The 26,992-nt window shown below is 73.2% G+C and carries 25 protein-coding genes; 18 read left to right on the top strand and 7 right to left on the bottom strand.

Annotation, left to right across the window (positions count from 1 at the left end; all coding sequences use genetic code 11):
* Positions 1–77: 77 nt before the first annotated feature.
* Positions 78–824 carry an SDR family oxidoreductase gene (locus tag ACFZAT_RS10725; protein ID WP_391262877.1) on the bottom strand — a complete coding sequence of 249 codons (747 nt, stop codon included), beginning with the start codon at positions 822–824 and terminating at the stop codon, positions 78–80.
* A gap of 200 nt (positions 825–1,024) precedes the next feature.
* On the opposite strand from ACFZAT_RS10725, the gene ACFZAT_RS10720 reads away from it, so the two are divergent.
* A complete protein-coding gene (locus ACFZAT_RS10720; RefSeq protein ID WP_391262875.1) occupies positions 1,025–1,954 on the top strand; it encodes an EamA family transporter in 930 nt (309 codons plus the stop codon).
* A gap of 5 nt (positions 1,955–1,959) precedes the next feature.
* On the opposite strand, the gene ACFZAT_RS10715 is transcribed toward ACFZAT_RS10720, so the two are convergent.
* Positions 1,960–2,163 (bottom strand): hypothetical protein, encoded by a 204-nt coding sequence (locus tag ACFZAT_RS10715; protein WP_391262872.1) that lies wholly within the window; start codon positions 2,161–2,163, stop codon positions 1,960–1,962.
* Positions 2,164–2,309: 146 nt separating this feature from the next.
* On the opposite strand from ACFZAT_RS10715, the gene ACFZAT_RS10710 reads away from it, so the two are divergent.
* The 8 genes from ACFZAT_RS10710 (at position 2,310) to ACFZAT_RS10675 (ending at position 10,417) form a co-directional block, all read left to right on the top strand.
* Complete coding sequence (locus tag ACFZAT_RS10710) at positions 2,310–3,524, top strand: histidine kinase (protein WP_391262870.1); 1,215 nt, start codon at positions 2,310–2,312, stop codon at positions 3,522–3,524.
* Positions 3,521–4,219, top strand: a complete 699-nt coding sequence (locus ACFZAT_RS10705; RefSeq protein ID WP_391262868.1) for a response regulator — start codon at positions 3,521–3,523, stop codon at positions 4,217–4,219. The genes ACFZAT_RS10710 and ACFZAT_RS10705 overlap by 4 nt, the downstream gene beginning before the upstream one ends.
* Before the next feature lie 86 nt (positions 4,220–4,305).
* On the top strand, positions 4,306–5,481 hold the full coding sequence (locus tag ACFZAT_RS10700; RefSeq protein WP_391262865.1) for a cytochrome P450: 1,176 nt from the start codon (positions 4,306–4,308) through the stop codon (positions 5,479–5,481).
* 170 nt (positions 5,482–5,651) lie between these two features.
* A complete protein-coding gene (locus ACFZAT_RS10695) occupies positions 5,652–6,635 on the top strand; it encodes a substrate-binding domain-containing protein (RefSeq protein WP_391262864.1) in 984 nt (327 codons plus the stop codon).
* Positions 6,632–7,678 (top strand): ABC transporter permease, encoded by a 1,047-nt coding sequence (locus tag ACFZAT_RS10690; RefSeq protein WP_391262861.1) that lies wholly within the window; start codon positions 6,632–6,634, stop codon positions 7,676–7,678. Before ACFZAT_RS10695 ends, ACFZAT_RS10690 begins: the two co-directional genes overlap by 4 nt.
* Positions 7,675–8,517 carry an ATP-binding cassette domain-containing protein gene (locus ACFZAT_RS10685; protein ID WP_391262859.1) on the top strand — a complete coding sequence of 281 codons (843 nt, stop codon included), beginning with the start codon at positions 7,675–7,677 and terminating at the stop codon, positions 8,515–8,517. The genes ACFZAT_RS10690 and ACFZAT_RS10685 overlap by 4 nt, the downstream gene beginning before the upstream one ends.
* 123 nt (positions 8,518–8,640) lie before the next feature.
* Entirely contained in the window at positions 8,641–9,804 is a 1,164-nt protein-coding gene (locus tag ACFZAT_RS10680) for an ROK family glucokinase (protein WP_365687172.1), read from the top strand.
* Positions 9,805–9,817: 13 nt separating this feature from the next.
* Positions 9,818–10,417: a hypothetical protein gene (locus ACFZAT_RS10675; protein ID WP_391262857.1), complete on the top strand. Its 600-nt coding sequence runs from the start codon at positions 9,818–9,820 to the stop codon at positions 10,415–10,417.
* A 41-nt stretch (positions 10,418–10,458) separates the two neighbouring features.
* Here the strand turns inward: ACFZAT_RS10675 and ACFZAT_RS10670 are convergent, their stop codons facing one another.
* Positions 10,459–11,994 carry an isocitrate lyase/phosphoenolpyruvate mutase family protein gene (locus ACFZAT_RS10670; protein ID WP_391262855.1) on the bottom strand — a complete coding sequence of 512 codons (1,536 nt, stop codon included), beginning with the start codon at positions 11,992–11,994 and terminating at the stop codon, positions 10,459–10,461.
* A 65-nt stretch (positions 11,995–12,059) separates the two neighbouring features.
* Between ACFZAT_RS10670 and ACFZAT_RS10665 the strand changes: the two genes are divergently transcribed.
* Positions 12,060–12,734, top strand: coding sequence for a helix-turn-helix domain-containing protein (locus ACFZAT_RS10665; protein WP_391262853.1), 675 nt, complete (start codon positions 12,060–12,062; stop codon positions 12,732–12,734).
* Between the two features lie 10 nt (positions 12,735–12,744).
* Here ACFZAT_RS10665 and ACFZAT_RS10660 read toward each other — a convergent pair whose 3' ends face one another.
* Positions 12,745–14,301, bottom strand: a complete 1,557-nt coding sequence (locus tag ACFZAT_RS10660; RefSeq protein WP_391262852.1) for a family 20 glycosylhydrolase — start codon at positions 14,299–14,301, stop codon at positions 12,745–12,747.
* Positions 14,302–14,520: 219 nt separating this feature from the next.
* Between ACFZAT_RS10660 and ACFZAT_RS10655 the strand changes: the two genes are divergently transcribed.
* Together ACFZAT_RS10655 and ACFZAT_RS10650 are read left to right on the top strand one after the other, a co-directional pair.
* A complete protein-coding gene (locus ACFZAT_RS10655) occupies positions 14,521–15,816 on the top strand; it encodes a family 1 glycosylhydrolase (protein WP_391262850.1) in 1,296 nt (431 codons plus the stop codon).
* 10 nt (positions 15,817–15,826) lie between these two features.
* Positions 15,827–16,414, top strand: a complete 588-nt coding sequence (locus ACFZAT_RS10650) for a TetR family transcriptional regulator (RefSeq protein ID WP_391262848.1) — start codon at positions 15,827–15,829, stop codon at positions 16,412–16,414.
* A gap of 54 nt (positions 16,415–16,468) precedes the next feature.
* Here the strand turns inward: ACFZAT_RS10650 and ACFZAT_RS10645 are convergent, their stop codons facing one another.
* Positions 16,469–16,639 carry a hypothetical protein gene (locus ACFZAT_RS10645; RefSeq protein WP_391262846.1) on the bottom strand — a complete coding sequence of 57 codons (171 nt, stop codon included), beginning with the start codon at positions 16,637–16,639 and terminating at the stop codon, positions 16,469–16,471.
* Positions 16,640–16,655: 16 nt separating this feature from the next.
* A complete protein-coding gene (locus ACFZAT_RS10640; protein ID WP_391262845.1) occupies positions 16,656–18,950 on the bottom strand; it encodes a glycoside hydrolase family 3 C-terminal domain-containing protein in 2,295 nt (764 codons plus the stop codon).
* A gap of 315 nt (positions 18,951–19,265) precedes the next feature.
* Between ACFZAT_RS10640 and ACFZAT_RS10635 the strand changes: the two genes are divergently transcribed.
* Entirely contained in the window at positions 19,266–20,186 is a 921-nt protein-coding gene (locus ACFZAT_RS10635; protein WP_391262843.1) for a GDSL-type esterase/lipase family protein, read from the top strand.
* Positions 20,187–20,190: 4 nt separating this feature from the next.
* Here the strand turns inward: ACFZAT_RS10635 and ACFZAT_RS10630 are convergent, their stop codons facing one another.
* Positions 20,191–20,823, bottom strand: a complete 633-nt coding sequence (locus ACFZAT_RS10630) for a TetR family transcriptional regulator (protein WP_391262841.1) — start codon at positions 20,821–20,823, stop codon at positions 20,191–20,193.
* Positions 20,824–20,982: 159 nt separating this feature from the next.
* On the opposite strand from ACFZAT_RS10630, the gene ACFZAT_RS10625 reads away from it, so the two are divergent.
* The 5 genes from ACFZAT_RS10625 (at position 20,983) to ACFZAT_RS10605 (ending at position 26,954) form a co-directional block, all read left to right on the top strand.
* Entirely contained in the window at positions 20,983–22,518 is a 1,536-nt protein-coding gene (locus tag ACFZAT_RS10625) for an ABC transporter substrate-binding protein (protein WP_391262839.1), read from the top strand.
* 28 nt (positions 22,519–22,546) lie between these two features.
* The gene (locus tag ACFZAT_RS10620) at positions 22,547–23,488 is read left to right on the top strand and encodes an ABC transporter permease (RefSeq protein ID WP_265539477.1); all 942 of its coding nucleotides are present in this window, start codon (positions 22,547–22,549) and stop codon (positions 23,486–23,488) included.
* Positions 23,485–25,218, top strand: a complete 1,734-nt coding sequence (locus tag ACFZAT_RS10615) for an ATP-binding cassette domain-containing protein (RefSeq protein ID WP_391262837.1) — start codon at positions 23,485–23,487, stop codon at positions 25,216–25,218. Before ACFZAT_RS10620 ends, ACFZAT_RS10615 begins: the two co-directional genes overlap by 4 nt.
* A complete protein-coding gene (locus ACFZAT_RS10610) occupies positions 25,215–26,078 on the top strand; it encodes an ATP-binding cassette domain-containing protein (RefSeq protein WP_391262836.1) in 864 nt (287 codons plus the stop codon). Before ACFZAT_RS10615 ends, ACFZAT_RS10610 begins: the two co-directional genes overlap by 4 nt.
* 207 nt (positions 26,079–26,285) lie before the next feature.
* Positions 26,286–26,954, top strand: coding sequence for a hypothetical protein (locus tag ACFZAT_RS10605; RefSeq protein ID WP_391262834.1), 669 nt, complete (start codon positions 26,286–26,288; stop codon positions 26,952–26,954).
* Positions 26,955–26,992: the final 38 nt, after the last annotated feature.

Here is a 26,992-nt window from a genome sequence, read left to right as displayed (position 1 = left end):
CCCTTCTCGTCCTCTGCCGTCACGGGCATGCCTCCCCGCCCAGCGTAGGCGGGGAGGCGGAGCGCGGCAGCGCGACGTCAGGCGGCGTGACCGCCGTCCACGACCAGCTCGGCCCCGGTGACGAACGCGCCCTCCTCGCCCGCGAGGTACGAGATCAGCGCGGCGATCTCCTCCGTCGTGCCGAAGCGGTCCAGCGCGTTGGCCGCGCGCTGGCCGTCGGCGAAGGGGCCGTCGGCCGGGTTCATGTCGGTGTCCACGGCGCCCGGCTGCACCAGGTTGACCGTGATGCCGCGCGGACCCAGCTCACGGGCCAGCGGCTTGGTCAGACCGGAGAGCGCGGACTTGCTCATCGCGTACAGCGTGGAACCGGGCCCGCCCGCGTACCGGCTCAGGGCCGTACCGAGGGAGATGATCCTGCCGCCGCTCTCCATCACCTCGGCCGCCGCCCGGCAGGCCAGGAACACCGCCCGGACGTTCACGGCGAGGACCCGGTCCACATCGGCGGGCGTGAGCGTGCCGATCGGGCCGAGGACGCCGAGCCCCGCGTTGTTCACCAGGATGTCCAGCCGCCCCAGCTCCGCCGCCGCCCGGTGCACCACCGAGGCGGCGGCCTCCGGGTCGGCCGAGTCGGCTCGCAGCGCGACCGCGCGGCGGCCGGTCGCCTCGATCGCGGCGACGACCTCCTTGGCGGCGTGCTCGTCGCGTACATAGGTCAGCGCCACATCGGCGCCGTCCCGGGCGAGCCGCAGCGCGGTCGCGGCGCCGATGCCCCGGCTGCCGCCGGTGACGAGCGCGGTGCGGGCGGGGGGAAGGGTGCTGTTCATCGTCGTTCCTGTCCGTTGCCGGTCGTGCTGACAGGAACCAGGAAAGTCGTCCGGAGGCCCGGAGACCGGCGGGAATTGGACGCCGAGTCCGGAGCCCGTCCGGGGCTCGTCATTCCGGGAGCGCGCCCGGTAGCGTGATCGTTCCCAGTGCGAGCCGGTGCCGTCTCCACGTCGTCCCTGTGGAGAGAGCAGGAGTCCAGGTGTCCTCCGCCGCCGTTCCCGCCCCCGTACTCGCCCCGCCGCGCCGGGCCTGGCTCACCGATCTGCCCGTGCTGATGGTCGCGGTGGTCTGGGGGTCCAGCTATCTCGCCGCCAAGGGCATCACCGCCCCGCAGACCGTCGTCGCCGTGCTCGTGCTGCGGTTCGCCGTCGTGCTGCCCGTCCTCGCGGTCGCCGGACGGCGCAGGCTGCGCGCGCTCAGCGCCGCGCAGTGGCGGGGCGCCGGGCTGCTGGGCCTGGTGCTCAGCGGGATCTTCCTGGTCGAGACCTACGGCATCGTGCACACCTCGGCGACCAACGCCGGGCTGATCATCAGCCTCACCATGATCTTCACCCCGCTCGCCGAGGCCGCCGTCAACCGGACCCGGCCGACCGGGACCTTCCTCACCGCCGCCGGGCTCTCGGTGGCAGGCGTGGTGCTGCTGACCCAGGGCGGCGGATTCACCAGCCCCTCGGCCGGTGACCTGCTCATGCTGGCCGCAGCCCTCGCCCGGACCCTGCACGTCCTGCTCATGGCCCGCATCAAGTCCGTCCGGGACGCGGACTCGCTGTCCCTGACGACCGTGCAGCTCGGCAGCGCCGTCACCGTCTTCGCCCTGCTGGCCGCCGCGCCGGGGACGGGCGAGGCCCCCTGGACGGTCGCCGCCGGATTCGGGGCCCGGGAGTGGGCCGGGCTGCTCTTCCTCTCGGTGTTCTGCACGCTCTTCGCGTTCTTCGTGCAGATGTGGTCCGTACGCCGCACCTCCCCGTCCCGGGTCAGCCTGCTGCTCGGTACGGAACCGCTGTGGGCCGCCGCCGCCGGCATCGCGATCGGCGGCGAGCGGCTGGGCCTCGCCGGGGCGGCGGGCGCCGTGCTGGTCCTGGCCGGGACCGCCTGGGGGCGGCGGAGCACGGACCCGGCCGCGCCCTGACCGGCTCACTCCTTGACCGCGTCCGCCGCGATCATGACGGCCACGCCCGCCACCACCAGCACGATCGACACGAAGAGCGGGTACTCCGAGGCGAACGGCAGCCGCCGCACCAGGTTGAAGAAGCGGAACCAGTCGAACCACACATGGAGCAGCCCGGCGACCCCCTGGACGAAGACCAGGAACCCGGCCGTCTCGCAGAATTTCTTCATGGCCCCGAGCCTGGCCGCCCGGGCGGCGCCACCGCGTCGGCCGGTGGTCTGCCCGCCGGGTCCGAAAGTATCCGGCCGCGCGACTTTGGTCGCTCCCGCGCCCCGGACCCCCGGAACCCGCCGCCCACGTGCGTAGCTTTGTCGACATGACGCGTACGGAGTACCCCTGGCTGCTGCCCTCGGCGATGGCCGGACCCGAGCTGCCCGACGACCGGGGCCGGTCCCGCCGCACCGTGCGGGACTGGGTGGTCGACCTCACGGCCTTCCTCTGCGCGGCGGGCATCGGCCTGGCGACGCTCGCCACGATCGAGGCCGACCCCACCACATCGGACACGTTCGTGCTGGTGGACTCCCTCGTCGGCGCCGCCGCCTGCTGCGCCCTGTGGTTCCGGCGCCGCTGGCCGGTCGGGCTCGCCGTCGCCCTGACCCTGCTGTCCACCGTCGAACCCGTCGCGGCGGGCGCCCTGCTCGTCGCGCTGTTCAGCCTGGCCGTCCACCGGCCGTTCCGCCCGGTCGCCCTCGTCGGCGTGGCGGCCCTGGCCGTCGCCCCCGTACAGCCGTATCTGCGCCCCGACCCGAACACGTCGTTCCTGGCGTCCACCGTCATCGGACTCCTGCTGATCCTGCTCGTCCTCAGCTGGGGCATGGTCGTGCGCTCCCGGCGCCAGCTCGTCGTCTCCCTCCGGGAACGCGCCGTCCGCGCCGAGACCGAGGCCGCCCTCCGCGCCGAACAGGCCCAGCGGCTCGCCCGCGAGGAGATCGCCCGTGAGATGCACGACGTGCTCGCCCACCGGCTGACCCTGCTCAGCGTCCACGCGGGCGCCCTGGAATTCCGGCCCGACGCGCCCCCGGCCGAGGTCGCCCGCGCCGCCGGAGTCATCCGGGACAGCGCGCACGAGGCGCTCCAGGACCTCCGCGAGATCATCGGCGTCCTCCGCGGCCCCCGCGACACCGACGGCAACCGCCCGCAGCCCACCCTCGCCACGCTCGACGCCCTCGTCGCCGAATCACGGGAGGCCGGCATGAAGGTCACCCTCGACAACCGCCTCGCCGACCCCGACGCCGTGCCCGTCGGCTCCGGGCGCACCGTCTACCGGATCGCCCAGGAGGCGCTCACCAACGCCCGCAAGCACGCCCCCGGCACCGAGGTCACCGTCGCCGTCACCGGCGGACCCGGCCAGGGCATCACCGTGGAGGTCCGCAACCCGGCCCCCACCGAACCCTTCACCCCGGTCCCCGGCTCCGGCCAGGGGCTCATCGGGCTCACCGAACGGGCCACCCTCGCCGGCGGCCGCCTCGACCACGGGCCCGCCCCCGACGGCGGGTTCTCGGTGCGGGCCTGGCTACCGTGGGCGTCATGACCCACGCGCCCGTCCGGCTTCTGATCATCGACGACGACCCGCTCGTCCGGGCCGGGCTGAACCTGATGCTGGGCGGCGCCGACGACATCGCCATCGTGGGCGAGGGCGCCGACGGCAGCGAGGCCGCGGAGCTGGTCGACCGGCTGCGGCCCGACGTGGTCCTGATGGACATCCGGATGCCGGTCATGGACGGCCTGACCGCCACCGAAGCGCTGCGCGCCCGGCCCGACGCGCCGGAGATCGTCGTCCTGACCACCTTCCACGCCGACGAACAGGTGCTCCGCGCCATCCGCGCCGGGGCCGCCGGCTTCGTCCTCAAGGACACCCCGCCCGCGCAGATCGTGGAATCGGTGCGCCGGGTCGCGGCCGGCGACCCGGTCCTCTCGCCAGCCGTCACCCGGCAGCTCATGGCGCGGGCGTCCGGTGCCGGGCAGGAGGAACGCGTGGACCGGGCCGCCCGGGCGCGCGAACGGATCGCGCAGCTCGCGGACCGGGAGCGCGAGGTGGCCGTCGCCGTGGGCCGGGGCCGGTCCAACGCGGAGATCGCCGCGACGCTCTACCTCAGCGTCGCCACGGTCAAGACCCAGGTCTCCCGCATCCTCGCCAGGTTCGGCTTCAACAACCGCGTCCAGATCGCCCTCCTCGTCCACGACGCCGGGTTGCTGGACGACGAGAGCGGATCGAATCCGGCCTGAAGCCCCTCGTTCCCGGCGGACATCCCGGCATACGCTGAACGGGCCGGTCCTCGCAGCGGGGACGACACGACCGGGAGGGCGGGCCCATGTCCGAAACCGTTGTGGATCTGCGGGGGTTGGCCGACTTCACCGCGCATCCCTACCCCTACTACGCGCGGATGCGCGCGGACGGACCCGTGCACCTCGTCCGCACCGACGAGTTCGACCGCATCTGGCTCGTCGTCGGCTACGACGAGGGCCGGGCAGTCCTGTCCGACCAGCGCTTCGGCAAGGACTGGCGGGCGCTGCCCGGCGAGACCGGCGGCGACCCGATCAACGCCAACATGCTGGAGACCGACGCCCCCGACCACACCCGGCTGCGCAAGCTCGTCGCCCGCGAGTTCACCCCGCGCCGCATCGAGGCGCTGCGCCCCCGGGTCGAGGAGATCACCGGCGGACTCCTCGACCTGATGATTCCCGAGGGCCGCGCCGACCTCGTCGACGCGCTCGCCTTCCCGCTCCCCATGACCGTGATCTGCGAGCTGCTCGGCGTACCCGACCTGGACCGGACCGCCTTCCGCAAGCTGTCCAACGGCGTCGTCGCCCCCGCGAACGCGCTGGAGGAGGGCGAGGCGGTCCGCGCCATGGGCGGCTACCTCACGGAGCTGATCGACGCCAAGCGCCGCTCACCCGGCGACGACCTGCTCAGCGCCCTGATCGCCACCCGCCACGAGGACGACGACGCGCTCTCGCCCGACGAGCTGGTCGGCATGGCCTTCCTGCTGCTCGTCGCCGGCCACGAGACGACCGTCAACCTCATCTCCAACGGCGTACGCGCCCTGCTCGACCATCCGGACCAGCTCGCCGCGCTCCGCGCCGACCTCTCGCTCCTCGACGGCGCCGTCGAGGAGATGCTGCGCTACGACGGACCCGTCGAGACGGCCACCCTCCGCTTCGCCCGGGAACCGGTCGAGGTCGGCTCCCGGACCATCGCGACCGGCGACGCGGTCCTGGTCTCCCTGGCGGGCTCGGACCGCGACCCGGCCCGCTACCCCGAGCCCGACCGCTTCGACATCCGCCGCGACACCCGCGGCCACCTCGCCTTCGGACACGGCATCCACTTCTGCCTGGGCGCCCCGCTGGCCCGGATGGAGGGCCGCATCGCGATCCGCGCGCTCCTCGAACGCTGCCCCGGCCTGGAGACGGACCCGGAGGCCGCCCCGTTCGACTGGCTGCCCGGCACGCTGATCCGGGGGGTGCGCCGGCTGCCGGTGCGCTGGTGAGCGACGCGCCGCCGTCCTGTTCGTGCCCCTCCGGGTCGCGGCGGCGCGTGCTCGGGGATACTTGCCCAGCCGGGCCGGGACCACAGGCCCCGGCTCCACCGGCAGCAGCACAGCGAGCAGCACAAGAAGGGCACGGCGTCGTGGCAAGGGTTCGGACAGGGGTACGTGCGATGGGCGCCGTGCTTGCGGCGGTGCTGGGGGTGTCCCTCATGGGATGCAGCAGCACCGGCGGCAAGCGGGCGGAGGAGCGTGCGGCCAAGGCCGCGGCCGAAGGCCGGGCCGCGGTGAACACGCCCCGCTGGACCTTCGCCATGGTCACCCACTCGGGCGACGGCGACACCTTCTGGGACATCGTCCAGAAGGGCGCCGACATGGCCGCCAAGAAGGACAACATCAACTTCCTGTACTCGCACAACGACGAGGGCCAGCAGCAGGCCCAGCTGGTGCAGGCGGCCATCGACAAGAAGGTCGACGGGCTGATCGTCACGCTCGCCAAGCCCGACGCCCTCAAGGACGTCGTCGCCAAGGCCGTCCGCGCGGGCATCCCCGTGATCACGGTGAACTCCGGCTCCGCCGAGTCCAAGGCGTACGGCGCACTCACCCACATCGGCCAGGACGAGTCCATCGCCGGTGAGGCAGTCGGCGACGAGCTGAACAAGCGCGGCCGCAAGAAGGCCCTGTGCATCCTGCACGAGCAGGGCAACGTGGGCCACGAGCAGCGCTGCGCCGGAGCGAAGAAGACCTTCGACGGCCAGATGCAGAACCTGTACGTGGAGGGCACCAACATGCCCGACGTCCAGGCGTCCATCGAGGCGAAGCTCCAGTCCGACAAGGACATCGACGCCGTCGTCACGCTCGGCGCGCCCTTCGCGGACGCCGCCGTGAAGGCGAAGAAGACCGCCGGCAGCAAGGCCGAGATCGACACCTTCGACCTGAACGCCACCGTCGCCGCGGGCCTGAAGTCCAAGACCCTCGGCTTCGCCGTCGACCAGCAGCCCTACCTCCAGGGCTACGAGGCCGTCGACCTGCTCTGGCTCTACCGCTACAACCGCAACGTCCTCGGCGGCGGCCGCCCGGTCCTCACCGGCCCGCAGATCATCACCGCGAAGGACGCCGACCAGCTCGCCGAGTACGCCGGCCGGGGCACCCGATGACCGCCGGGCCCGGATCGTCGGCCGTCGCGGACGAACGGCTGCTGCGCACCTCTCCGCTGCGCAAGCTCCTCGGCCGCCCGGAGCTGGGCTCGGTCGTCGGCGCGCTGGCCGTATTCCTGTTCTTCGCGATCGTCGCCGACAGCTTCCTGCGCGCCACCAGCTTCGGCACGGTGCTGTACGCGGCCTCCACCATCGGGATCATGGCGGCGCCGGTCGCGCTCCTGATGATCGGCGGCGAGTTCGACCTGTCCGCCGGTGTGATGGTCACCAGCTCCGCGCTGATCTCCTCGATGTTCAGCTACCAGATGACGGCCAACGTATGGGTCGGCGTCTTCGTGTCGTTGCTGGTCACGCTCGCCTTCGGCGCGTTCAACGGCTTCATGCTGACCCGTACGAAACTCCCCAGCTTCATCATCACGCTGGGCACCTTCCTGATGCTGACCGGTCTCAACCTGGGCCTCACCAAGCTGATCAGCGGGACCGTCTCCACGAAGGGCATCGGCGACATGGAGGGCTTCCCCTCCGCCCGCAAGCTCTTCGCCTCCTACTGGACCGTCGGCGGCGTCGAGCTCAAGGTGACGCTGCTGTGGTGGGCCGGACTGGTGGCCGTCGCGACCTGGATCCTGCTCCGCACCCGCTTCGGCAACTGGATCTTCGCCGTCGGCGGTGGCGCGGACGCGGCCCGCGCGGTCGGCGTCCCGGTCATCCGCACCAGGATCGGGCTCTACCTCGGCGTCGCCTTCGGCGCCTGGGTCTCCGGGCAGCACCTGCTGTTCAGCTACGACGTGGTGCAGTCCGGCGAGGGCGTCGGCAACGAGCTGATCTACATCATCGCGGCCGTCATCGGCGGCTGCCTGATCACCGGTGGTTACGGCTCCGCGATCGGCTCGGCGGTCGGTGCCCTGATCTTCGGCATGACCAGCAAGGGCATCGTGTACGCGGAGTGGAACCCGGACTGGTTCAAGTTCTTCCTGGGAGCGATGCTGCTCCTGGCTACCCTGCTCAACGCATGGGTACGCAAGCGCGCGGAGGCGACGAAATGACGGCCCCCAAGGCCCAGGACGGGCCGCAGGACACCGGTCGGCAGGCCCTCGTCGAGCTGGACGACGTGGCCAAGTACTACGGCAACATCAAGGCGCTCGAAGGGGTCTCCCTCGAAGTCCACGCGGGCGAGATCTCCTGCGTGCTCGGTGACAACGGCGCCGGCAAGTCCACCCTCATCAAGATCATCGCCGGGCTGCACCGGCACGACGCCGGACGGTTCCTCATCGACGGCGAGGAGACCACCCTCGCCAACCCGCGCGACGCCCTCGACCGGGGCATCGCCACGGTCTACCAGGACCTCGCGGTCGTCCCCCTGATGCCGGTCTGGCGCAACTTCTTCCTGGGCTCCGAGCCGACCACCGGCGCCGGCCCCTTCAAGCGCCTCGACGTGAAGCTGATGCGCGAGACGACCCGCTCGGCGCTGCTCCGCATGGGCATCGACCTGCGGGACGTGGACCAGCCCATCGGCACCCTGTCCGGCGGCGAGCGGCAGTGCGTGGCCATCGCGCGCGCCGTCCACTTCGGCGCGAAGGTGCTCGTCCTGGACGAGCCGACGGCCGCCCTCGGCGTCAAGCAGTCCGGGGTCGTCCTGAAGTACATCGCGGCCGCCCGCGACGCCGGACTCGGCGTGGTCCTCATCACGCACAACCCGCACCACGCCTATCTCGTCGGCGACCGGTTCGTCCTCCTCAAGCGGGGCGCCATGGCCGGCAGCCACACCAAGGACAGCGTCACGCTGGACGAGCTGACCCGGCAGATGGCGGGCGGCAGCGAGCTGGAGGAGCTGAGCCACGAGCTGGAGCGCACCTCGGGACCGGGCCCCCTCGACAAGCCGTAGAAGCGCGGCCGGCCCGCCCGTCCGACGGCCCCGCCCTCCCGGCAATGGCAGAATCGGGACGGACGGGCGCCGTCCGCCACCGGGATCACTCCTGACCCGGTCACCCCACACCTTTCAGGGACGATGAGCACGTACCGCGACTTCGCACACCGCGGCTCCGCCCGCGCGACCGTCCTGCGGACCGTGGGCACCCGGGAAAGGCGCTCGCACCTCACGGCGCCCCGGGTCCCCACCGTCGGGATCGACATCGGCGGCACCAAGGTCATGGCCGGTGTCGTGGACGCCGACGGCACGATCCTGGAGACCGTGCGCACCGAGACCCCGGACAAGTCCAAGAGCCCGAAGGTCGTCGAGGACACCATCGTGGAGCTGGTCCTCGACCTCTCCGACCGGCACGACGTGCACGCGGTGGGCATCGGCGCGGCCGGCTGGGTCGACGCGGACCGCTCCAAGGTCCTCTTCGCCCCGCACCTCGCCTGGCGCGACGAGCCCCTGCGTGACGCCCTCGCCTCCCGGCTCGTCGTTCCCGTCATGGTGGACAACGACGCCAACACCGCCGCCTGGGCCGAGTGGCGCTTCGGCGCCGGGCGCGGCGAGGACCACCTCGTCATGATCACCCTCGGTACCGGCATCGGCGGCGCGATCCTGGAGGACGGCCAGGTCAAGCGCGGCAAGTACGGCGTCGCCGGTGAGTTCGGCCACATGCAGGTCGTGCCCGGCGGCCACCGCTGCCCCTGCGGCAACCGGGGCTGCTGGGAGCAGTACAGCTCCGGCAACGCGCTGGTCCGCGAGGCCCGCGAGCTGGCCGCCGCCGACTCGCCGGTGGCCCACGGGATCATCGAACGCGTCAAGGGCAACGTCCCGGACATCACCGGACCGCTCATCACCGAACTGGCCCGCGAGGGCGACGCGATGTGCGTCGAGCTGCTCCAGGACATCGGCCAGTGGCTCGGCGTCGGCATCGCCAATCTGGCCGCCGCGCTCGACCCCTCCTGCTTCGTCATCGGCGGCGGGGTCAGCGCCGCCGACGACCTGCTCATCGGCCCGGCCCGGGACGCCTTCAAACGCCACCTCACCGGGCGCGGCTACCGCCCCGAGGCCCGCATCGCCAAGGCACAGCTCGGCCCGGAGGCCGGTATGGTCGGCGCGGCGGACCTCGCCCGGCTGGTCGCGCGGCGCTTCCGCCGCACCAACCGCCGCCGCGTCGAGCGGTACGAGCGGTACGCGCAGATCTACGACCAGGCGGCGAGCACCCTCCGCAGCAACCGCAACACCCGCACTTCCTAGGGGCCCCACACCCATGACCGCAGCCGAGCACCCCGTCGTGCCGCGCCAGTCCCCGCCGCCCCCGGACGAGGGCGACGGGCGGCCCCCCGAGACCCGCCGCCATCTGATCCGCCGGCGCCTGATCACGGCGACGATCATCGTGCTGCTCATCGGCGTCCCCGCCGGCTACCTGCTGATCTCGGCGGGCCAGAGCCGCCGCTCCGGCCAGGACAAGGCCGCCGAGGCCGCCGCGCAGGGGCTGCGCCCCGGCTGGCCGTCGAAGATGCTGCGCCGCATCTTCGAGGTCCCGATCCCCGGGTACGCGACCGGCGTGCAGTACTACGAGACGAACAACTGGAAGGCCAGCCGGATGTACATGCAGTTCCGCACGACGTCCAACGGCCTGGACGCCTTCCTGACCGACATCGGCACCGGCCGCGCCGCCCTGCAACCCGGCAAGGTGACCATCGGCAAGCGCGACACGAAGATCGCCGGCTGGTACTTCGGCGACGGCGTCTCCTGGGCGGGCACCACCCACACCAACAAGGACCCGCGCCCCACCCAGGACATCACCGTCGACATGACGGACCCGATGTCACCGGTCGTCTACGTCGTCTCCGCCGCGACCCCCTAGGTCCTGTCGTCAAATTCCCGTCTGCCGGGCGACGCCAGGCCCTAGCCGTCGCCCGGCGCCAGCGCCTGCACATCGGCGTACGGGAGCGCCCCGCCCCGCACCGGCCCGCCGTCCCGGATCGCGGCGGCCGTGGACACCGCCCCGGCCAGCGCCTCCCGGTACAGCAGCGAACCCAGGCTGACCCGGCGCACCCCCAGGGCGCCCAGCTCCGCGATGCCGGGTCCGGCCGGGCTGTACAGCACGTTCAGCGGGGTGACCAGGGCGGCGGTCAGCGCGGCGATCCCCGCCCGATCCGAGAGCCCCGGCACGAACACCCCGTCCGCCCCGGCCCGCTCGTACACCGCGAGCCGGCCGGCGGTCCGCTCCGGGGCGATCCCCAGCCAGTACGTGTCCGTGCGGGCGTTGACGAACAGCCCGGGCACGGCCTCCTTCACGGCGGCGATCTTCGCGGCGTGCAGCTCCACCGGGGCGAGGGTGCCGTCGGCCCGCCCGTCCTCCAGATTGATCCCCGCCGCCCCCGCCTCGTACAGCCGGCGCGCCAGCAGGGCGACCTCCGCCGGGTTGTCGCTGAACCCCCCTTCGGCGTCCACGCTGAACAGGAACGGCCCCCGGCCCAGCCTCCCGGCCAGTTCCACGGTCGCCTCCTTGGTCGCCGCCGCCCCGTCCGGCAGCCCGAGCCCCGCCGCCACGCCCAGGCTGGTGGTCCCCACCGCCTCGAACCCCTCGGCGGCCAGCGCGGCGGCCGACGCGTAATCCCAGGCGTTCGGCAGCAGCAGGGCCTTCCCCTGGTGGTGGAGGCGGGCGAACGGGGTCATCGGCCGCCCGAGCAGCCCCTCGGCCAGCGCGAGGGCGTGCGCCCTGCCGGGGCATGCCCGGGGCGGTGCGCCGAAGGCGAGCGGGGCGGCGTGGCCCTGCTGGGCGGCCCCCAGGTCGAGGACCACCTCGTCGCCCTCGGCGATCTCCCGTCCGGCGACCCGGGTGGCCCGCGCGGCGGTCCGGCGCATGACCCGCACCGGCGGATCGTCCCGCAGCACCCGGGCCGTGGGTACCCCGTCCCCGGCCGCCTCGACCAGTGCTGCTGTCGCGGCGCACGCCTGGACCAGGAGCCCGATGCGGTTGGCGACGGCCTCCAGCCCGGTGTCGTCCACGACGCCCGGGGCGAGCAGCGCCACGAGCCGGGCGACGGCCCGGTCGGCGCCGGGTCCGCCGTCCTCGCCGAAGTACGCGTCCGCGACCGCTCCCACCTCCCGGGCGACCCGCTCCGGCTCCGGCATGTGCAGGGCGGCGGCGAGACCGCGCACCACCCGCGTCCGCGGATCGCTACGGGTGTCGGCCCCCGAAGCCGCCCGGTGCACATCCGCCGGGGCCAGGCGCGCGAGTTCGGCCTCCACGAGGGCCCGGCGCCGCCGGTGCGCCTCACCGGAGGCGAACCTCGCCACCGAGCCCCGCAGCCACGCGACACTCGCACCGGGCGGGCCCTCGACCGGGACGGGCGGCGGCGGGACGAGCGCGGGGTCGGAGAGGGCCGCCAGGACCTCCGCGTACTGACTGAACTCATGTGTCGTCGGGTGGCTCATGGCTCCGACCGTAGGCCCGGAACACTTCGGCCCCCGCCGAACCGTCCCTGCGCCACCATGGAGGCATGTCCTCACTCGCCGACACCGCCGCCCTCTTCGCCGACCGCACCCGTGCCGCCCTCTGCGAGGCGCTGCTCGACGGGCGCGCCTGGACGTCCGGCGAGCTGGCCCGGCACGCGGGCGTGAGCGCGTCCACCGCCAGCGAGCAGATCTCCCGCCTCGTCGCCGGCGGGCTGCTGGCCGAGGAGCGCCAGGGCAGGCACCGCTATGTCCGGCTCGCGGGCCCGGAGGCGGCCGCGCTCACCGAGGCGCTCGCCGCGTACGCCCCCGGCACCTCCCGCCCGCGCACCCTGCGCGCCTCGGTCCGCCAGGACGCCGAGGCCCGGGCGCGCACCTGCTACGACCATCTGGCGGGCCGGCTCGGGGTCGCCCTGGCGGACGCGATGACCGCGCGCGGCCTGGTCGACACCGCCTCCGGGATCGCCGTCACCCCGGCGGGCCGCGCCTGGCTGGCCGACACCCTGGACTTCCGGCAGCCCGCAGGGGCCCGGCGCCCCCTCGTCCGCACCTGCCTGGACTGGACCGAGCGCCGCTCCCACCTCGCCGGCGCCCTGGGCGCGGCGCTGTGCGCGGCGGCCCTGGAGCGCGAGTGGGTCCGCCGCGTCGGCTCGGGGCGCGCGGTGAAGGTGACGCCTGCGGGGAGCACGGCGTTCGCGGAACTGCTCGGGCTGGGCGCCTGAGGGGCCGCCCTCAGCGCCAGTCCACCTCCGTGGAGGCGAAGTAGGGCAGGTCCCGGTCGGCCCAGACACGGCCGTGACGGGCCAGGCGCTCGCGGTATTCGGCCCACTCCGGCGCGCGCCCGCACCACGCGGCCTCCGCGACCGAGGCCAGCCGGGGCAGCAGGAGTACGGAGACGTCCTCGAAGCCCTTGAACTTCTCGGCGAAGACCGTGGCCTCCACGCCAGCGACGTTCGCGTCCGGGATCGCGTAGGCGCCCGGGTCCCAGGCCGCCGTGTGGCGGATGCCCAGCGGCCGGTATCCCTCGAAGCCGAGCCGGGCCGCCTCGGCGGACTGCTCGGGCGGGGCGAACCCGGCCGCGTACGGGCGGTCCAGGTACAGGTGGGACTGGGGCGACAGCAGCACGCGCCCGCCGCCCTCGACGGTGCGGCGGAGGTCGTCGTCGGTGGGGGCGAAGAAGTTCTTCAGCGCCGCGATGAGCTCCACGGTCCGTCCGGCGGCCACGAGTTCGGGCCGGGCGGCCAGCCCTTCCGCCGTGTCCGGGAGGTCCAACATCTCCACGTCCACCCAGTACTGCGCGATGTCCTCGGGCCCGATCCCGGCGCGTGAGGACTCCTGCCAGGCCACCGGGCGCTTGCCCAGCTCGCGGACGAGCGTGCGCAGTTCGCGTACGGAGGCGTCGAAGCTCTCCGGGGTCGCGCCGAACGCCTCGTCGGCGCCGATGTGCACGTGGGGGCCGGTCGTCAGGGCGCAGACCTCGGTGAGGACACGGGCCACGGCGGCGCGGGTCGTCCCGTCGGTCAGGTCGAGCGGGGGCACGAACGGGAAGCGGTCCGCGAGCCCGGCCGGGGCGGGGGCAGGGGGAAGGCCGGGCACGGCGGCCCGGAACGTCGCGCAGTGGCCCGGCAGATCGATCTCGGGGACGACCGTGACGAAGCGGCGGGCCGCGTACTCCTGGAGCTCCCGGTACTCGGCGGCCGTGTAGAAGTCCGTGCCCGGTGCGGTCAGCGCGGGGGTGCCGGGCAGTTCGATGCGCCAGCCCTCGTTGTCGGTGAGGTGGAGGTGCAGGACGTTGAGCTTGTAGAGCGCGGCGAGGTCGATGATCCGGCGTACCTCGTCCGGGGCGAGGAAGCTGCGGGCCGGGTCGACCATGAGGCCGCGCCAGGCGTAGCGCGGGGCGTCCGTCAGTTCCTGGTACGGGAGTTGACCGGTGGCGATGAGCTGGAGGGCCGTGGTCGCGCCCCGGAACACCCCGGCCGGGGTGCGGCCGTGGCAGGTGATGCCGTCGGCGTCCACCCGCAGCCGGTAGCCCTCGTCCACCGGGTGTGCGAACCCCTCGGGGGAGACGCCGAGGGGGGGCGCGGACGCCGACTCGTCCAGGGCGAGGACCAGCTCCAGGGGCGTGCCGCCGGACGCGTCCGGCAGGTGCGGGGCGAGCAGCGCCCGTACGGTCTCGGCCACCTCCGCCAGGGCCGGGTCCGTCGCCCGTACGTGCCAGGGGGCGGCGGCGGGCAGTGCGCCGGCGGGGGACGACGGCCGGGCGTCGGCGTGCGGGATGACGGCGTTCACAGGCTTCTCCCTGAGGTGTACGCGGTGGGCCGGGGAGCCGGAGCGGCGGTGTCAGGTTCCGGCGGGTCCGGCCCCCCGGGCATTCGGCGCCGGAGCGAGACCGGACCTGCCGCCTCTTCTCCCGTACCGCTGCCACCTGTACGCTAACACGAAAACCGATCAATGAACGCTTTTTGCGGAGGGGGCGAACGGGCCGCCTCCGGGCGAAAGGAGAACCCGATGGTGCACGAGGCCGGACCCGGTTTCGCCCTGCCGGAAGGCTTCCTCATGGGAGCGTCGACCTCGGCCCACCAAGTCGAGGGCAACAACGTCTCCAGCGACTGGTGGACCCTGGAGAACCACCCCGGGAGCTTCGTCCAGGAGCCCAGCGGGGACGCGGCCGACAGCTTCCACCGGTGGCCCGAGGACATGGACCTGCTGCGCGAACTCGGCTTCGATTCCTACCGGTTCAGCATCGAGTGGGCGCGTATCGAGCCGGAGCGCGGCCGGATCTCGCGCGCCGCCGTCGCGCACTACCGGGCCATGGTGCGCGGCGCGCTGGAACGCGGGCTGACCCCGGTCGTGACCCTCCACCACTTCACCTCGCCCCGGTGGTTCAGCGACCTCGGCGGCTGGACGGCCCCCGGTGCGGAGGAACTGTTCGCGGCCTACGCGCGCACCTGCGCCGGCATCCTGCGCGAGGGCGTCCGCCATGTCGCCACCATCAACGAGCCCAACATCATGGCCCTGATGTACGCCCTCAAGCGGCATGCGGCCGAGCACGGCTGGGAGAGCGTCGCGCACGGGGCGAACGCCGCCCGCGAGGCCGGGGCCGCCGCCGTCGACCCGGCCTCCTTCGCCCCGGACCCCGAGGTGATCCGGGCCCTGATCCGCGCCCACCGGGCCGCCGCCGCCGCGCTGAAGGAGACCGTGCCCGGTGTCCTGGTCGGCTGGACCGTGGCCAATCAGGTGTACCAGCCCGAGCCGGGCTGCGCGTCCGCCGCGACCGCCTACGCGTGGCCCCGAGAGGACGTCTTCCTGGAGGCCGCCCGCGAGGACGACTGGATCGGCGTCCAGGCATACACCCGCCACCGCATCGGTCCCGACGGCACCCTGCCCCCGCCCCCGGGCGCCGAACTGACCCTCACCGGCTGGGAGTTCTACCCCGAAGCGCTCGGCGAGGCGGTCCGGCACACGGCGGAGGTCGTCGGCCCGCGCGTGCCGGTCCTGGTCACCGAGAACGGCATCGCCACGGACGACGACGAGCGGCGCATCGCCTACACCGCACGCGCCCTGGCGAGCCTCGCCGAGGTGATGGCCGAGGGCGTCGACGTACGCGGCTATCTGCACTGGAGCGCCCTCGACAACTACGAGTGGGGGAGCTACCGGCCGACGTTCGGGCTGATCGCGGTCGACCGCGACACCTTCGCCCGGACGCCCAAGAAGTCGGCGCGCTGGCTGGGCGGCCTGTCCCGGGAGCGCCGGCTGCCCGCCGGGGCCACGCTCGGGTCGGTGACCGCACCCTCCTCGCGTTAGGGTGACCGGCATGGCGAAACGGGGCCCGTACGAGAAGGGCGAGGCCAAGCGCAGCGAGATCCTGCACGCGGCACTGGAGATCTTCGCCGCCGAGGGGTACCGGGGTACCTCCCTGCGGAAGGTGGCGGCGAAGTGCAGCCTCAGCCTGCCCGGACTCATGCACTACTTCGATTCCAAGGAGGACCTGCTCACCCAGGTCCTGCGGATGCGTGACGAGACGGCGCGGGCCCGGCAGGTGGAGCGCGCCGATCCGTACGGCTACCGCGAGATCATCCGGGAGGGCGCCAAGACGCCCGGCCTCGTCGAGCTGTTCGTCTCGATGGCCGCCGCCGCCAGCGACCCTGCCCACCCCGCCCACGCCCACTTCGCCGAGCGCTACCCGGTGGTGCGCGAACGCGTCGCGGACTTCGTCCGGGACGGGATCGCGGAGGGGCGGATCAGCTCCGCGATCCCTCCGGAACGGCTGGCGGTGCTCCTGGTCGCCGTCGCCGACGGCATCCAGCTGCAATGGCTGATCGACCGCTCCACGGACATGGAGCAGCCCATCGAGGACCTGCTCACCATCCTCGACCCACGCCCGGCGCCCGAGGGGGCCTGACCCGGGAAGGAGGGGCGGCGCGCATGCGCCGCCCCTCCAGCGTTCCCGTACGGGTCAGCGCGCCGCCGCCGTCGCGGTCACCGCCTCCGTCCCGAAGTCCGGCGGACCGGAGGCCGGATCGACCACCGGGTGCCCGTGGTGGCGGACGGCCAGTTGCGCGGCGCCCGGATCGTCGGCGCAGCCGCGTACGAAGGCGTCCCGGACGGGCTCCCGGCCGGGCGCCACCCGGCCGGTGGCCGTCTCAGCCCTCCTGCCGTGCCGTGCGGGCCTCCACCTCGTCCGCCAGGGCGGGCAGGCTCTCGGGGGACAGCGGGCTCTGCGGGAACTCGCAGATCACGTCGAGCGGCACTCCGGCGAGGAACCGCAGCATCATGGGATCGGCGAGCGCGCTCGCGGACTCGTCCGTACGCGCCTTCGCGAACGCCTCCATCAGCAGCGGGCCGCCCACCGGGTGCTCGAACCACTCGGCGAGGGTGTTCCGACCGGTCAGCCGCAGCCCCGAGGGGTCGCCCGCCACGTCGGTCTCCACCTGGGCGCGGATGTCCCGCGAGGAGGCGCCGGCCTCGAAGCGGTAGCGGCCGTCCTCGACCTTCCAGCCGCCCTCGCGCTCGCTGAAGTACGCCAGATCGTGCCGCGCCACCCGCACCGCCACCTCGGCGCTCGCGCCCGGCTCCAGGAACACCGAGGCGAAGCCCCGCAGTTCGCGCACCGGCCGCAGGACGCGTGAACCGTCCGGCCCGCCCACGTACAGCTGCACGATCTCGCGCCCGGCGACCGTGCCGGTGTTGGTGACGGTCAGCGTGACGTGGAAGCCGTCGCCGTCCTCCCGCACCGCCAGGTCCGCGTAACCGAACGTCGTGTACGACAGGCCGTGGCCGAACGGGAACGCGACCTCGCGGCGCTGCGTGTCGTACCCCCGGTATCCGACGAAGATCCCCTCGCCGTAGCGGGCCCTGCCCTCCTCGCCGGGGAACGAGAGATGGCTCGGGGAGTCCTCCAGGCGCAGCGGGATCGTCTCCGTCAGCTTTCCGGACGGGTTGACCGCGCCGAACAGGACGCGGGCGAGCGCGCCGCCGCCCGCCTGGCCGAGCAGCCACCCCTCCACGAGCGCGGGCACCCGGTCCTGCCAGGGTGCGGTGCGGACGGCCCCGCCGTTGGACAGCACCACGACCGTGCGCGGGTTGACGTCCAGGACCCGCCGCAGCAGCTCGGTCTGGGCGGCGGGCAGGTCCAGATGGTCGCGGTCGAAGCCCTCGGACTCGTCCTGCGCGGGCAGCCCGAGGAACAGCACCGCCGTGTCGGACGACTCGGCCAACCGCACCGCTTCGTCGGCGAGTTCGGCCTCCGTCGGCCCGTCCTCGGCGCCCGGCAGCGCGTACCCGGCGGCGAACCGCACCTCCGCGCCCGTCGCCCGTTCGCGCAGGCCGTCCAGCGGGACGTCGAGCCGGGTGGGGGTGACCTGCGAGCTGCCCGCGCCCTGGAAGCGGGGCGTACGGGCGAACTCGCCGATGACCGCCAGGCTGCCGCGCGCCGGGTCCAGCGGCAGCAGCGCCCCGTCGTTCTTCAGGAGCACCACGCACTGGTCGGCGGCGCGTCCGGCGATGCGGTGCGAGGTTTCCGCGTCGAACGGCGCGGGCGTCCCGGCCCCGCCGGTCGCGCGGTCGGCGAAGAGGGCGAGGCGTTCGACGGTCCGGTCGAGCACCGCCTCGTCCAGCGCGCCGGACTCCACGGCGGCGGCCACCTCGCGGTCCGTGTGCCCGCCCGGGCCCGGCATCTGGAGGTCGAGGCCGGCGCGGAGGGCGGCGACCCGGTCGCGCACCGCGCCCCAGTCGGAGACGACGATCCCGTCGAAGTCCCACTCGTCGCGCAGGATCTCGGTCAGCAGGCGGGTGTGCTGCGCCACGGGCACGCCGTTGACGCCGTTGTAGGAGGCCATGACGGACCACGGCTTGTCACGGCGGACGACGCGTTCGAAGGCGCGCAGATAGATCTCGCGCAGCGGGCGCTCGTCGATGTCGGCGCTGACCCGCATCCGGTCGGTCTCCTGGTTGTTGGCCGCGTAGTGCTTGAGCGACGCCCCGACCCCGGCCTTCTGGAGCCCGCGCACCATCGCGCCGCCCAGCTCCGACGAGACCAGAGGGTCCTCGGAGAAGTACTCGAAGTTCCGGCCGCACAGCGGTGACCGCTTGATGTTGATGCCCGGCCCGAGCACCACATGGACGCCGTGCGCCGCGGCTTCGGCCGCGATGGCGGCGGCGACCTCCTCGGCCAGCTCCGGATTCCAGCTGCTGCCGAGGGCGACGGCGGGCGGGAAGCAGGTGGCGGGCGCCGCGCTGTGCAGGTCGAGCTGGCCGCCGTCGCCGGTCTCCCGGGGCAGCCGCAGCCCGTGCGGGCCGTCGGACATGCGGACGACGGGCAGCCCCGCCGCCTCGGACCCCTCGCTCACGAAGTCCCCGGAACCGCTGGTCAGGGCGGCCTTCTCGGCGAGCGGAAGGGCGGTGGCGGGGGAGGGGTGGGGGGTGGATCGCTGAGTCATACGAGTACCTGTCGGGCTTCCGTGAAGAGGGCGGGTGCCGGGCGCGAGGGGCGGGCCGTGACCGTCCGGCGGGCGAATCGGGGCAAGACGGCATGCGGCCCAAAAACGTATGGTGATCGGTTTTTGGTGTCAAGGGTCCCCGCGTGCGGCGCGCGGGACCACCTCGAACGGCCGGATTTCATTTCGGGCGCGGCTCTTGACGGCCAGAAACCGATCACCGTACGGTTTTCGAGCTCGGGCGGTCCGCTCCGATGAGCTCCCTGCTGCTGCCGTCCGTCCCGTCGGCTCCGCTCTCCCATGAATCGAGGAACGGTCATGTCGGCATCCGGTCGGTCGACCACCCCCGCGCGCCAAGGGGCGGGCCACCCGGCCCGCGCCCCGCGTCTCGCTCTCGCGGCGGCCACCGCCGCCGCGCTGCTCGCGGCCGCCGCGGCCCCCGGCGTCGCCGCCCCGGCCGCCCCGGCGGCCGCCGACCCCGTGCGGTACGTGGCGCTCGGCGACTCGTACAGCTCCGGGCCCGGCATTCCGCAGCAGACCGACACGGTCTGCGGGCGCTCCGACCGCAACTACCCCTCGCTCGTGGCGGCCGCGGTGGGCGCCGCCTCGTTCACCGACGTCACCTGCGCCGGGGCCGACACCACGCACATGGCCGGACCGCAGGGCTCCGTGGCGCCCCAGCTCGACGCGCTGCGCCCCGACACCACCCTGGTCACCCTCGGGATCGGCGGCAACGACCTGGACCTCGCCGGGGTCATCACCCGGTGCGTCCTCGTCGGCTACCTCGCGCCGCACGGCTCGCCCTGCAAGAGCAGCTTCACCCTGTTCGGCACCGACGAGATCGGCTCCCGGATCAACGCCACCGCACCGAAGCTGGACGCGGTGCTCGACGCGATCCACGCCCGCTCGCCGCAGGCCCGGGTCCTCGTCGTCGGCTACCCCTCGCTGCTCCCCGACGACGGCAGCTCCTGCCGCGCCACGATCCCGCTCGCCGAGGGCGACTTCGGCTGGGTCCGGGACGAGGAGAAGCAGCTCGACGCGATGATGGCGCAGCGGGCCGGGGCGCACCGTGCGGGATACGTCGACACCTACGGTCCGTCCGTCGGGCACGACGCCTGCCGGGCCGCGGGGGTGCGCTGGATCGAACCGGCCGACTCCGCCGAGGGTGCCGGCTTCCACCCGAACGCCGCCGGACACAGGAGCACGGCCGATGCCGTCCTCGCCGCCCTCGGTCACTGACGCCTCAGCCCCGCCCCTCCGCCGCGACGCCGTGGCGGCGGAGGAAGGCGCGGACCTGCTCGGCCATGTCGACCGCTTCCGGTTCCAGCAGCCACTGCGTCTGGAGCCCGTCCATCAGGGCCAGCAGCTGCTGCGCCGCGGCGGCCGGGTCCTCCCGGGCACCGCCGGCCGCGAACAGCTCCGCCAGCAGGCCGGTCGTCTCGCGGCGCAGCACCTGGTAGCGCCGTACGAAGTAGAGGTGGGCGGGGTGGTCCGGATCGGACGCCTCCGCCGACAGCTTCGCGTACAGCGCGACCAGGCCCGGCGTCCGGGCGTTGCGGTCGACCACGCCGAGCAGCAGCCGCAGCCGCTCGGCGGGCTCCGGCTCCGGTTCGCCCGGGGCGAGCACGCCGGGGAAGAGGCGGCGCGCGTCCAGCTCGTCCCGGCGGCTCAGCACATCCAGGAGCAGGGCCTCCTTGCCGGGGAAGTGGTGCAGCACCCCGGCATGGGTGAGCCCGGCGTGGGCGGCGATATCGCGCAGCGAGACCGCGAGGAAGCCGGAGCGGGCGAACAGCTCGGTCGCGGAGTCCAGGATGCGCGCACGGGTGCGCTCACCCTTCGACAGCCGCCGGGGCGCCTCGGGCGCAAGGTCGGTCACTTCGGTCGTCTCCTGCCGCGATCGGTCCTCGTCCAGCAGAACTTACCGGCTGGTTAATTCCACCGAGCAAAAACCTACCAAGTGGTTAATTCCGTGGGTAGGCTCACCGGCAATCTTCGCCGGGGCGGTGCCCCCGGCTCTCCAGACGGAGCGAAAGACATGAGCAGAACTGCCCGAACCGCGACGGTCGCCGCCTGCCTCGCGGCCTCGCTCGCCCTCGCCGGATGCGCCGGCGACAACGGCGGCACCGCGGGCGCCGGATCGTCCACGCTGAACATCGCGACGATGACCCTCCCGCAGAGCCTGGACCCCGCCGTCGCCACCGGCAGCGCCCTGCCGTACTTCCAGGCGATGTACGACACCCTCATCAAGCGCGAACCCGACGGCACCTTCAGCCCGATGCTCGCCACGGAGTGGACGTACAACAAGGACCACACCGCGCTCGCGCTGACCCTGCGCAAGGACGTCAAGTTCGCCGACGGCACCGCCTTCGACGGCGCGGCGGTCAAGGCGAACCTGGAGCGCTTCCAGAAGGGCGGCGGCGCCTCCGCGAAGTGGCTGAACGACCTGGAGGCCGTCGACGTCACCGACGCCGCCCACGTCACGCTGAAGTTCAAGCAGCCCAACCCGGCGATGGAGTTCTACCTCAGCGACGCGCCCGGACTGATGGCCAACCCGCGGCAGTTCACGAAGGGCGACAGCCTCAAGACCACCCCGGACGGCACCGGCCCCTACCGCCTCGACAAGACGCGGACCACCGTCGGCACCAAGTGGTCCTACAGCCGCAACCCCGGCTACTGGGGCAAGGAGCTCCCTTACAAGAACATCAACATCAGCTTCTTCGACAACGAGACCGCCATCACCAACGGCCTCAAGACCGGGCAGGTCAACGCGGCGCTCCTCCAGACCGCCGACCAGCAGATCGCCATCGAGTCCGACCCCGAGGTGAAGACGGAGAAGCAGGAGTTCGACTTCCAGGGGCTGCTGCTCTTCGACCGCGACGGCAAGATCACCCCCGCGCTGCGCGACCCGCGCGTGCGCCGGGCGCTCAACTACGCCGTCGACCGCGACACCATGCTCGACCGCATCCGCCAGAACCGCGGCCGGACCACCTCGCAGGTCTTCGGCCCCGAGACCCAGGCGTACGACAAGAAGCTGGACGGCTACTACGCGCACGACCCCGCCAAGGCCAAGTCCCTTCTCAAGCAGGCTGGTTACGCAGGCGGCTTCACGCTGAAGCTGCCACGCATCACGGCGATCGTCAACGACGCGCTCGCCGCCTCGCTCCAGTCCGACTTCAAGGCCATCGGCGTGAAGCTCGTCTGGGACACGCTCGACGGCGCCTCGGCCGTCCAGAAGGTGTTCAAGGACCGCCAGTACTCCGGCATGGTCATGAACATGGGCCAGTCCACCTCGGACTGGGCGGCCACCGACGAGCTGGTCACCCCGGGCGCCTTCAACATGTTCGGCACCACGGACGAGGTGACGCGGAAGCTGCTGCCCGTCCTCAAGGCCGGCAGCGAGGCCGAGGCGAAGTCGGCCGCCCGCGAACTCAACCAACACCTCGTCGAGGAAGCCTGGTTCGTGCCCTTCTACCGGATGAGCTATCTGCACGTCTCGGACGGCACCGTGAAGATCGCGCCGCAGTCCGGCATGGCCGTCCCCTCGATCTACAACTACGCGCCTGCCCAGTAGCGCCCCGCGCCGACGGATACCGAGTGTCATGCTGAACTTCATCGCCCGCAGGATCGCCTCCGGAGCCCTGCTCCTGGTCGTGATCTCCTTCCTCACCTATCTGCTGCTCTCCGTCCCGCACATCGACGTGGGCCGGCAACTGCTCGGCGAGAGCGCCTCCCAGAGCGCCATCGACGCCAAGAACGCGTCGCTGGGCCTGGACGACCCGGTGCTCCAACAGTACGGAAGTTGGCTCGCCCACGCCGTCCGAGGCGACCTCGGCACCTCCTGGTTCACGAGTGAGGACGTGGGTCGGGCCGTCGGCAACCGCCTCCCCGTCACGGCCAGCCTGATGCTCGGCGTCACCGCCGTCACCACGGTCCTCGCCTTCCTGCTCGGGGTGTGGGCCGGGGTGCGGCGCGGAGCCGCCGACCGCTTCGTGCAGGTGCTGGGGGTGGTGGGCTACGCCCTGCCGGGATTCCTGCTCACCCTGGTCCTGGTACTGGTCTTCGCGGTACGGCTCCGCTGGTTCCCGGCCATCGGCTACACCGGATTCACCGACTCGCCCAGCGGCTGGCTCTCCACCATCACCCTGCCGGTGCTCTCCCTGTCCGTGGCCTCCGTCGCGGGCGTCTCGCAGCAGGTGCGGGGCGCCGTCATCGACGCCCTGCGCCAGGACTACGTACGCACCCTGCGCGCCCGCGGACTGCCCGCGTCCCGCATCGTGTTCAAGCACGTCCTGCGCAACGCCTCGGCGCCCGCGCTGTCCGTGCTCGGCATGCAGTTCGTCGGGCTGCTCGGCGGCGCCGTCCTCGTGGAGCAGATCTTCGGGCTCCCCGGCATCGGCTCCATGACCGTCACCTACACCACCCGCGGCGACATCCCCGTGATCATGGCCCTCGTCATGCTCACCGTCGTCGGCGTCGTCCTGATCAACCTCCTGGTCGACATCCTGATCGGCTGGCTCAACCCCAAGGCGAGGGTCGCATGAGTACCGGCCGCACCCTGCGCAGGGTCCTGCGCAACCCCCTCGGCGGGCTCTCCGCCGCCCTGCTCCTGATCGTCGTCGCGGCCGTGCTCCTCGCGCCCGTGATCGCCTCGCAGGACCCCGGCGCCTCCTCGCTCGGCGAGGCGTTCGCAGGGCCGAGCGGCGGCCACCCCCTCGGCATGGACTCGGCGGGGCGCGACATCCTCGCCCGGGTGCTGTACGGCGGACGCAACACGCTGGGCGGCGCGCTGCTCGCCCTCGCCATCGCGCTGGTGCTCGGTGTGCCGTCCGGGCTCTTCGCCGGGTACCGGGGCGGCTGGTTCGACTCCGCCGCCACCTGGACGGTCAACCTCGTCATGGCCCTGCCCGCCATGGTCGTGCTGCTCGCCTCCCGCGCCATCCTCGGCCCGGACGTCCACGTCCTGATGATCGTGCTCGGCGTCCTGGTGGCGCCCAGCTTCTTCCGCCTGGTGCGCGGCATCGTCGCCAACGTCCGGGGCGAGCTCTACGTGGACGCCGCGAAGGTCTCCGGACTCTCCGACACGCGCATCGTCGCCCGGCACGTCCTGACCGTCGTACGCGGCCCCATCATCATCCAGATCGCCCTGGTCGCCGGCATCGCGATCGCCCTCCAGGCCGGGCTGGAATTCCTCGGCGTCGGCAGCGGGTCGTCCGCCACCTGGGGCGCCATGCTCAACGAGGCGTTCCAGAACATCCAGCGCGCCCCCCGGCTCATCCTCTGGCCCGGACTCGCCCTCGGCCTCACCAACTGCGCGCTCGTCCTGCTCGCCGGAGCCGTACGCGACGCCCTGGAGGACCAGACGCCCCGGCCCGCCCGCCGCAGGCGCACCGGGCCCGCCGAACCCGTCGAGCCCGAGGCGTCCACCGCCCCGCGCGCCGCACTGCTCTCCGTGCGCGGCCTCACCGTCGCCTACACCCGGCCCGACGGCACCGACAAGGAGGTCGTGCACGGCATCGACCTCGATGTGCGCCCCGGCGAAATCGTCGGCCTGGTCGGCGAGTCCGGCTCCGGGAAGACCCAGACGGCCTTCTCCGTCCTGGGCCTGCTGCCCGAGGGCGGGCGCGTCACGCACGGCAGCGTCACGGTCAACGGCCGCGAGACGGCGGGCCTGCGGGAACGCGACCACCGCGCGCTGCGCGGCCGCACCCTCGCGTACGTACCGCAGGAACCCATGAGCAATCTCGACCCCGCCTTTACCATCGGCAGCCAGCTCATGGAGCCCGTACGCCACCACCTCGGACTCGGCCGCAAGGAAGCCGCCGACAAGGCACGCGAGTTGCTGCGCCTGGTCGAGATCCCCGACCCGGACCGCACCCTGCGCCTCCATCCGCACGAGATCTCCGGCGGCATGGCCCAGCGCGTCCTGATCGCCGGTGCCATGTCCTGCGACCCCGACCTCCTCATCGCCGACGAGCCCACCACCGCGCTCGACGTCCGCGTCCAGGCCGAAGTGCTCGCCCTGCTGCGCCGCCTGCGGGACGAACGCGGCCTCGGCGTCCTCCTGGTGACCCACAACCTCGGGGTCGTCGCCGACCTCTGCGACCGGGTCGCCGTGATGAACGCCGGCCGCATCGTGGAGACCGGCACCACCGAACAGATCCTCGGAGCGCCCCGGGACCCGTACACCCGGACCCTCCTGGCCGCCGTCCTGGACGACGCGCCCGCCCGCGCCCCCTGGCAGCCCCGAGAAGCAAGGACCGTCACCGCATGAAGACCTCCGACGCCGCGCCCGACGCCGCCGAAGCGGACGCCCTGCTCACCGTGCGGGACCTGCGGGTCTCCTTCCCCGGCAAGGGCCGGCGCGCCCCGGAGACCGAGGTGCTCAGGGGCGTCGGCCTCTCCGTCAGGGCCGGGGAGACCCTGGGCCTGGTCGGCGAGTCCGGCTCCGGCAAGTCCACCATCGGGCGCGCCGTCCTCGGGCTCGTCCCGGTGCGCTCGGGCACGGTCACCTTCGACGGCGAGCGCATCGAGCACGCCCCCGCCCGCCGCCGCAGGGCCCTCAGCCGCGACCTCCAGGTCATCTTCCAGGACCCTTACACCTCCCTGAACCCGTCCCGCACCATCGGGGACACCCTCGCCGAGCCGCTGATCGGGCAGGGGGCGGGGGCGCGGGAGGCCCGGGGGAGGGTCGCCGGGCTGCTGGAGCGGGTCCACCTGCCGTCCGACGCGGCGGACCGGCTGCCCCGGGAGTTCTCCGGGGGACAGCGGCAGCGGGTCGCGATCGCCCGGGCGCTGGCCCTGCGGCCCCGGCTGGTCATCTGCGACGAGCCGGTGTCCGCACTGGACCTGACGACCCAGCGGACGGTGCTCGACCTGCTCCTGGAGATCCAGGAGGAGACAGGGGTCGCGTACCTCTTCGTCTCCCACGACCTGGCCGTCGTCCGCTTCATGAGCCACCGCGTGTCGGTCATCCACCGGGGCGAGATCGTGGAGACGGGCGACGCCGCCACGGTCACCTCCGAGCCGCGCCACGCCTACACGCGCACCCTGCTGCTCGCCTCGCCGGTGGCGGACGTGGCGGGGCAGCGCAGGCGGCGCGCGGCGGCCGAGGCCGGGGTGGGGCCGGGCTGAGCTGCGGAGACACCAGCGGGAACGGGGCGCTCACCGGGCGCCCCGTTCGCGCGTCCGGGGGCCCTTCGGGTCGGACCGCTATCGGCTACTCAGGGTACTTGTCGCACTTTTCAGAGTGTTACGCGGCATTTATCCCGCGGGTCATGGCATCTCTTAGGTCGATCGATTGATCAGTACGACAATCATCCCGGCTCGAAGGAGTTCAGCATGCGTATTTCCGCTTCCGTCCGTGCCCGCAGCGTTCGCGCGGGCACCGTCGCGGCCGCCGTGGTCGCGGCCGCCGCCGCCACGCTGGGCGGGGCGTCGGCCGCCTTCGCCGCCCCCGGCGACAGCGGTGACATCGACATCCGCCCCGGCGGCTGGGCGGCGCGCGGCGGCGACGGCAACGAGGTCTGCAAGTTCGTCCTCCAGGCCAGCAACTTCGGCGACATGCCGGCCGTGCCGTGGACCATCACCGCGCAGCCCCCGACCGTTCCCCCGGGGGACACCCTCGCCAGCACCCTCCCCCTGGTGAACGGCTCGGCGCGCAGCCAGGAGTACCTGCTCCCCGAGGGCACGTACCAGCTGGTGTGGATCGTTCCGTCCGGCCCGAAGAACAAGGCGTTCAAGGTCAACTGCACCAAGCCGGCCGGCAACAACGGCTCCGGCAACAACGCCGAGCGCGGCTCCGCCGCTTCGGGCTCCGAGTCGGGCTACGAGCAGCCGTCCGGCGGTGTGCCCGCCGGCGGCGGCGGCGTGCCGGACATGGAGGGCGTCAGCTCCGAGAGCGACTCGAACGTCGGGACCACCGCCGCGCTCGCGGCCGGTGCCGCCGGAGCCGCCGGGCTGATCATGGTCCGCCGAGCCGCACGCCGCCGTGCCCGCAACGAGGCATAACCCGCGCAGAAGACGCCGACGGGGCCCGAGCCGGGCAT

This window comes from Streptomyces sp. NPDC008163, from assembly GCF_042956885.1.
Taxonomy (GTDB): Bacteria; Actinomycetota; Actinomycetes; order Streptomycetales; family Streptomycetaceae; genus Streptomyces; species Streptomyces drozdowiczii_A.
Note: the sequence above shows the minus strand (reverse complement) of the source record. Positions and strands in the feature narration are given on the sequence as shown.

Bases quoted from the DNA above. Each gene is read 5' to 3' on its own strand.
- ACFZAT_RS10655 (WP_391262850.1), top strand. From the start codon at position 14,521: ATGGTGCACGAGGCCGGACCCGGTTTCGCCCTGCCGGAAGGCTTCCTC.
- ACFZAT_RS10665 (WP_391262853.1), top strand. From the start codon at position 12,060: ATGTCCTCACTCGCCGACACCGCCGCCCTCTTCGCCGACCGCACCCGT.
- ACFZAT_RS10715 (WP_391262872.1), bottom strand. From the start codon at position 2,163: ATGAAGAAATTCTGCGAGACGGCCGGGTTCCTGGTCTTCGTCCAGGGG.
- ACFZAT_RS10625 (WP_391262839.1), top strand. From the start codon at position 20,983: ATGAGCAGAACTGCCCGAACCGCGACGGTCGCCGCCTGCCTCGCGGCC.
- ACFZAT_RS10670 (WP_391262855.1), bottom strand. From the start codon at position 11,994: ATGAGCCACCCGACGACACATGAGTTCAGTCAGTACGCGGAGGTCCTG.
- ACFZAT_RS10635 (WP_391262843.1), top strand. From the start codon at position 19,266: ATGTCGGCATCCGGTCGGTCGACCACCCCCGCGCGCCAAGGGGCGGGC.
- ACFZAT_RS10680 (WP_365687172.1), top strand. From the start codon at position 8,641: ATGAGCACGTACCGCGACTTCGCACACCGCGGCTCCGCCCGCGCGACC.
- ACFZAT_RS10675 (WP_391262857.1), top strand. From the start codon at position 9,818: ATGACCGCAGCCGAGCACCCCGTCGTGCCGCGCCAGTCCCCGCCGCCC.
- ACFZAT_RS10725 (WP_391262877.1), bottom strand. From the start codon at position 824: ATGAACAGCACCCTTCCCCCCGCCCGCACCGCGCTCGTCACCGGCGGC.
- ACFZAT_RS10620 (WP_265539477.1), top strand. From the start codon at position 22,547: ATGCTGAACTTCATCGCCCGCAGGATCGCCTCCGGAGCCCTGCTCCTG.
- ACFZAT_RS10605 (WP_391262834.1), top strand. From the start codon at position 26,286: ATGCGTATTTCCGCTTCCGTCCGTGCCCGCAGCGTTCGCGCGGGCACC.
- ACFZAT_RS10705 (WP_391262868.1), top strand. From the start codon at position 3,521: ATGACCCACGCGCCCGTCCGGCTTCTGATCATCGACGACGACCCGCTC.
- ACFZAT_RS10690 (WP_391262861.1), top strand. From the start codon at position 6,632: ATGACCGCCGGGCCCGGATCGTCGGCCGTCGCGGACGAACGGCTGCTG.
- ACFZAT_RS10615 (WP_391262837.1), top strand. From the start codon at position 23,485: ATGAGTACCGGCCGCACCCTGCGCAGGGTCCTGCGCAACCCCCTCGGC.
- ACFZAT_RS10710 (WP_391262870.1), top strand. From the start codon at position 2,310: ATGACGCGTACGGAGTACCCCTGGCTGCTGCCCTCGGCGATGGCCGGA.
- ACFZAT_RS10650 (WP_391262848.1), top strand. From the start codon at position 15,827: ATGGCGAAACGGGGCCCGTACGAGAAGGGCGAGGCCAAGCGCAGCGAG.
- ACFZAT_RS10685 (WP_391262859.1), top strand. From the start codon at position 7,675: ATGACGGCCCCCAAGGCCCAGGACGGGCCGCAGGACACCGGTCGGCAG.
- ACFZAT_RS10695 (WP_391262864.1), top strand. From the start codon at position 5,652: ATGGGCGCCGTGCTTGCGGCGGTGCTGGGGGTGTCCCTCATGGGATGC.
- ACFZAT_RS10640 (WP_391262845.1), bottom strand. From the start codon at position 18,950: ATGACTCAGCGATCCACCCCCCACCCCTCCCCCGCCACCGCCCTTCCG.
- ACFZAT_RS10700 (WP_391262865.1), top strand. From the start codon at position 4,306: ATGTCCGAAACCGTTGTGGATCTGCGGGGGTTGGCCGACTTCACCGCG.
- ACFZAT_RS10610 (WP_391262836.1), top strand. From the start codon at position 25,215: ATGAAGACCTCCGACGCCGCGCCCGACGCCGCCGAAGCGGACGCCCTG.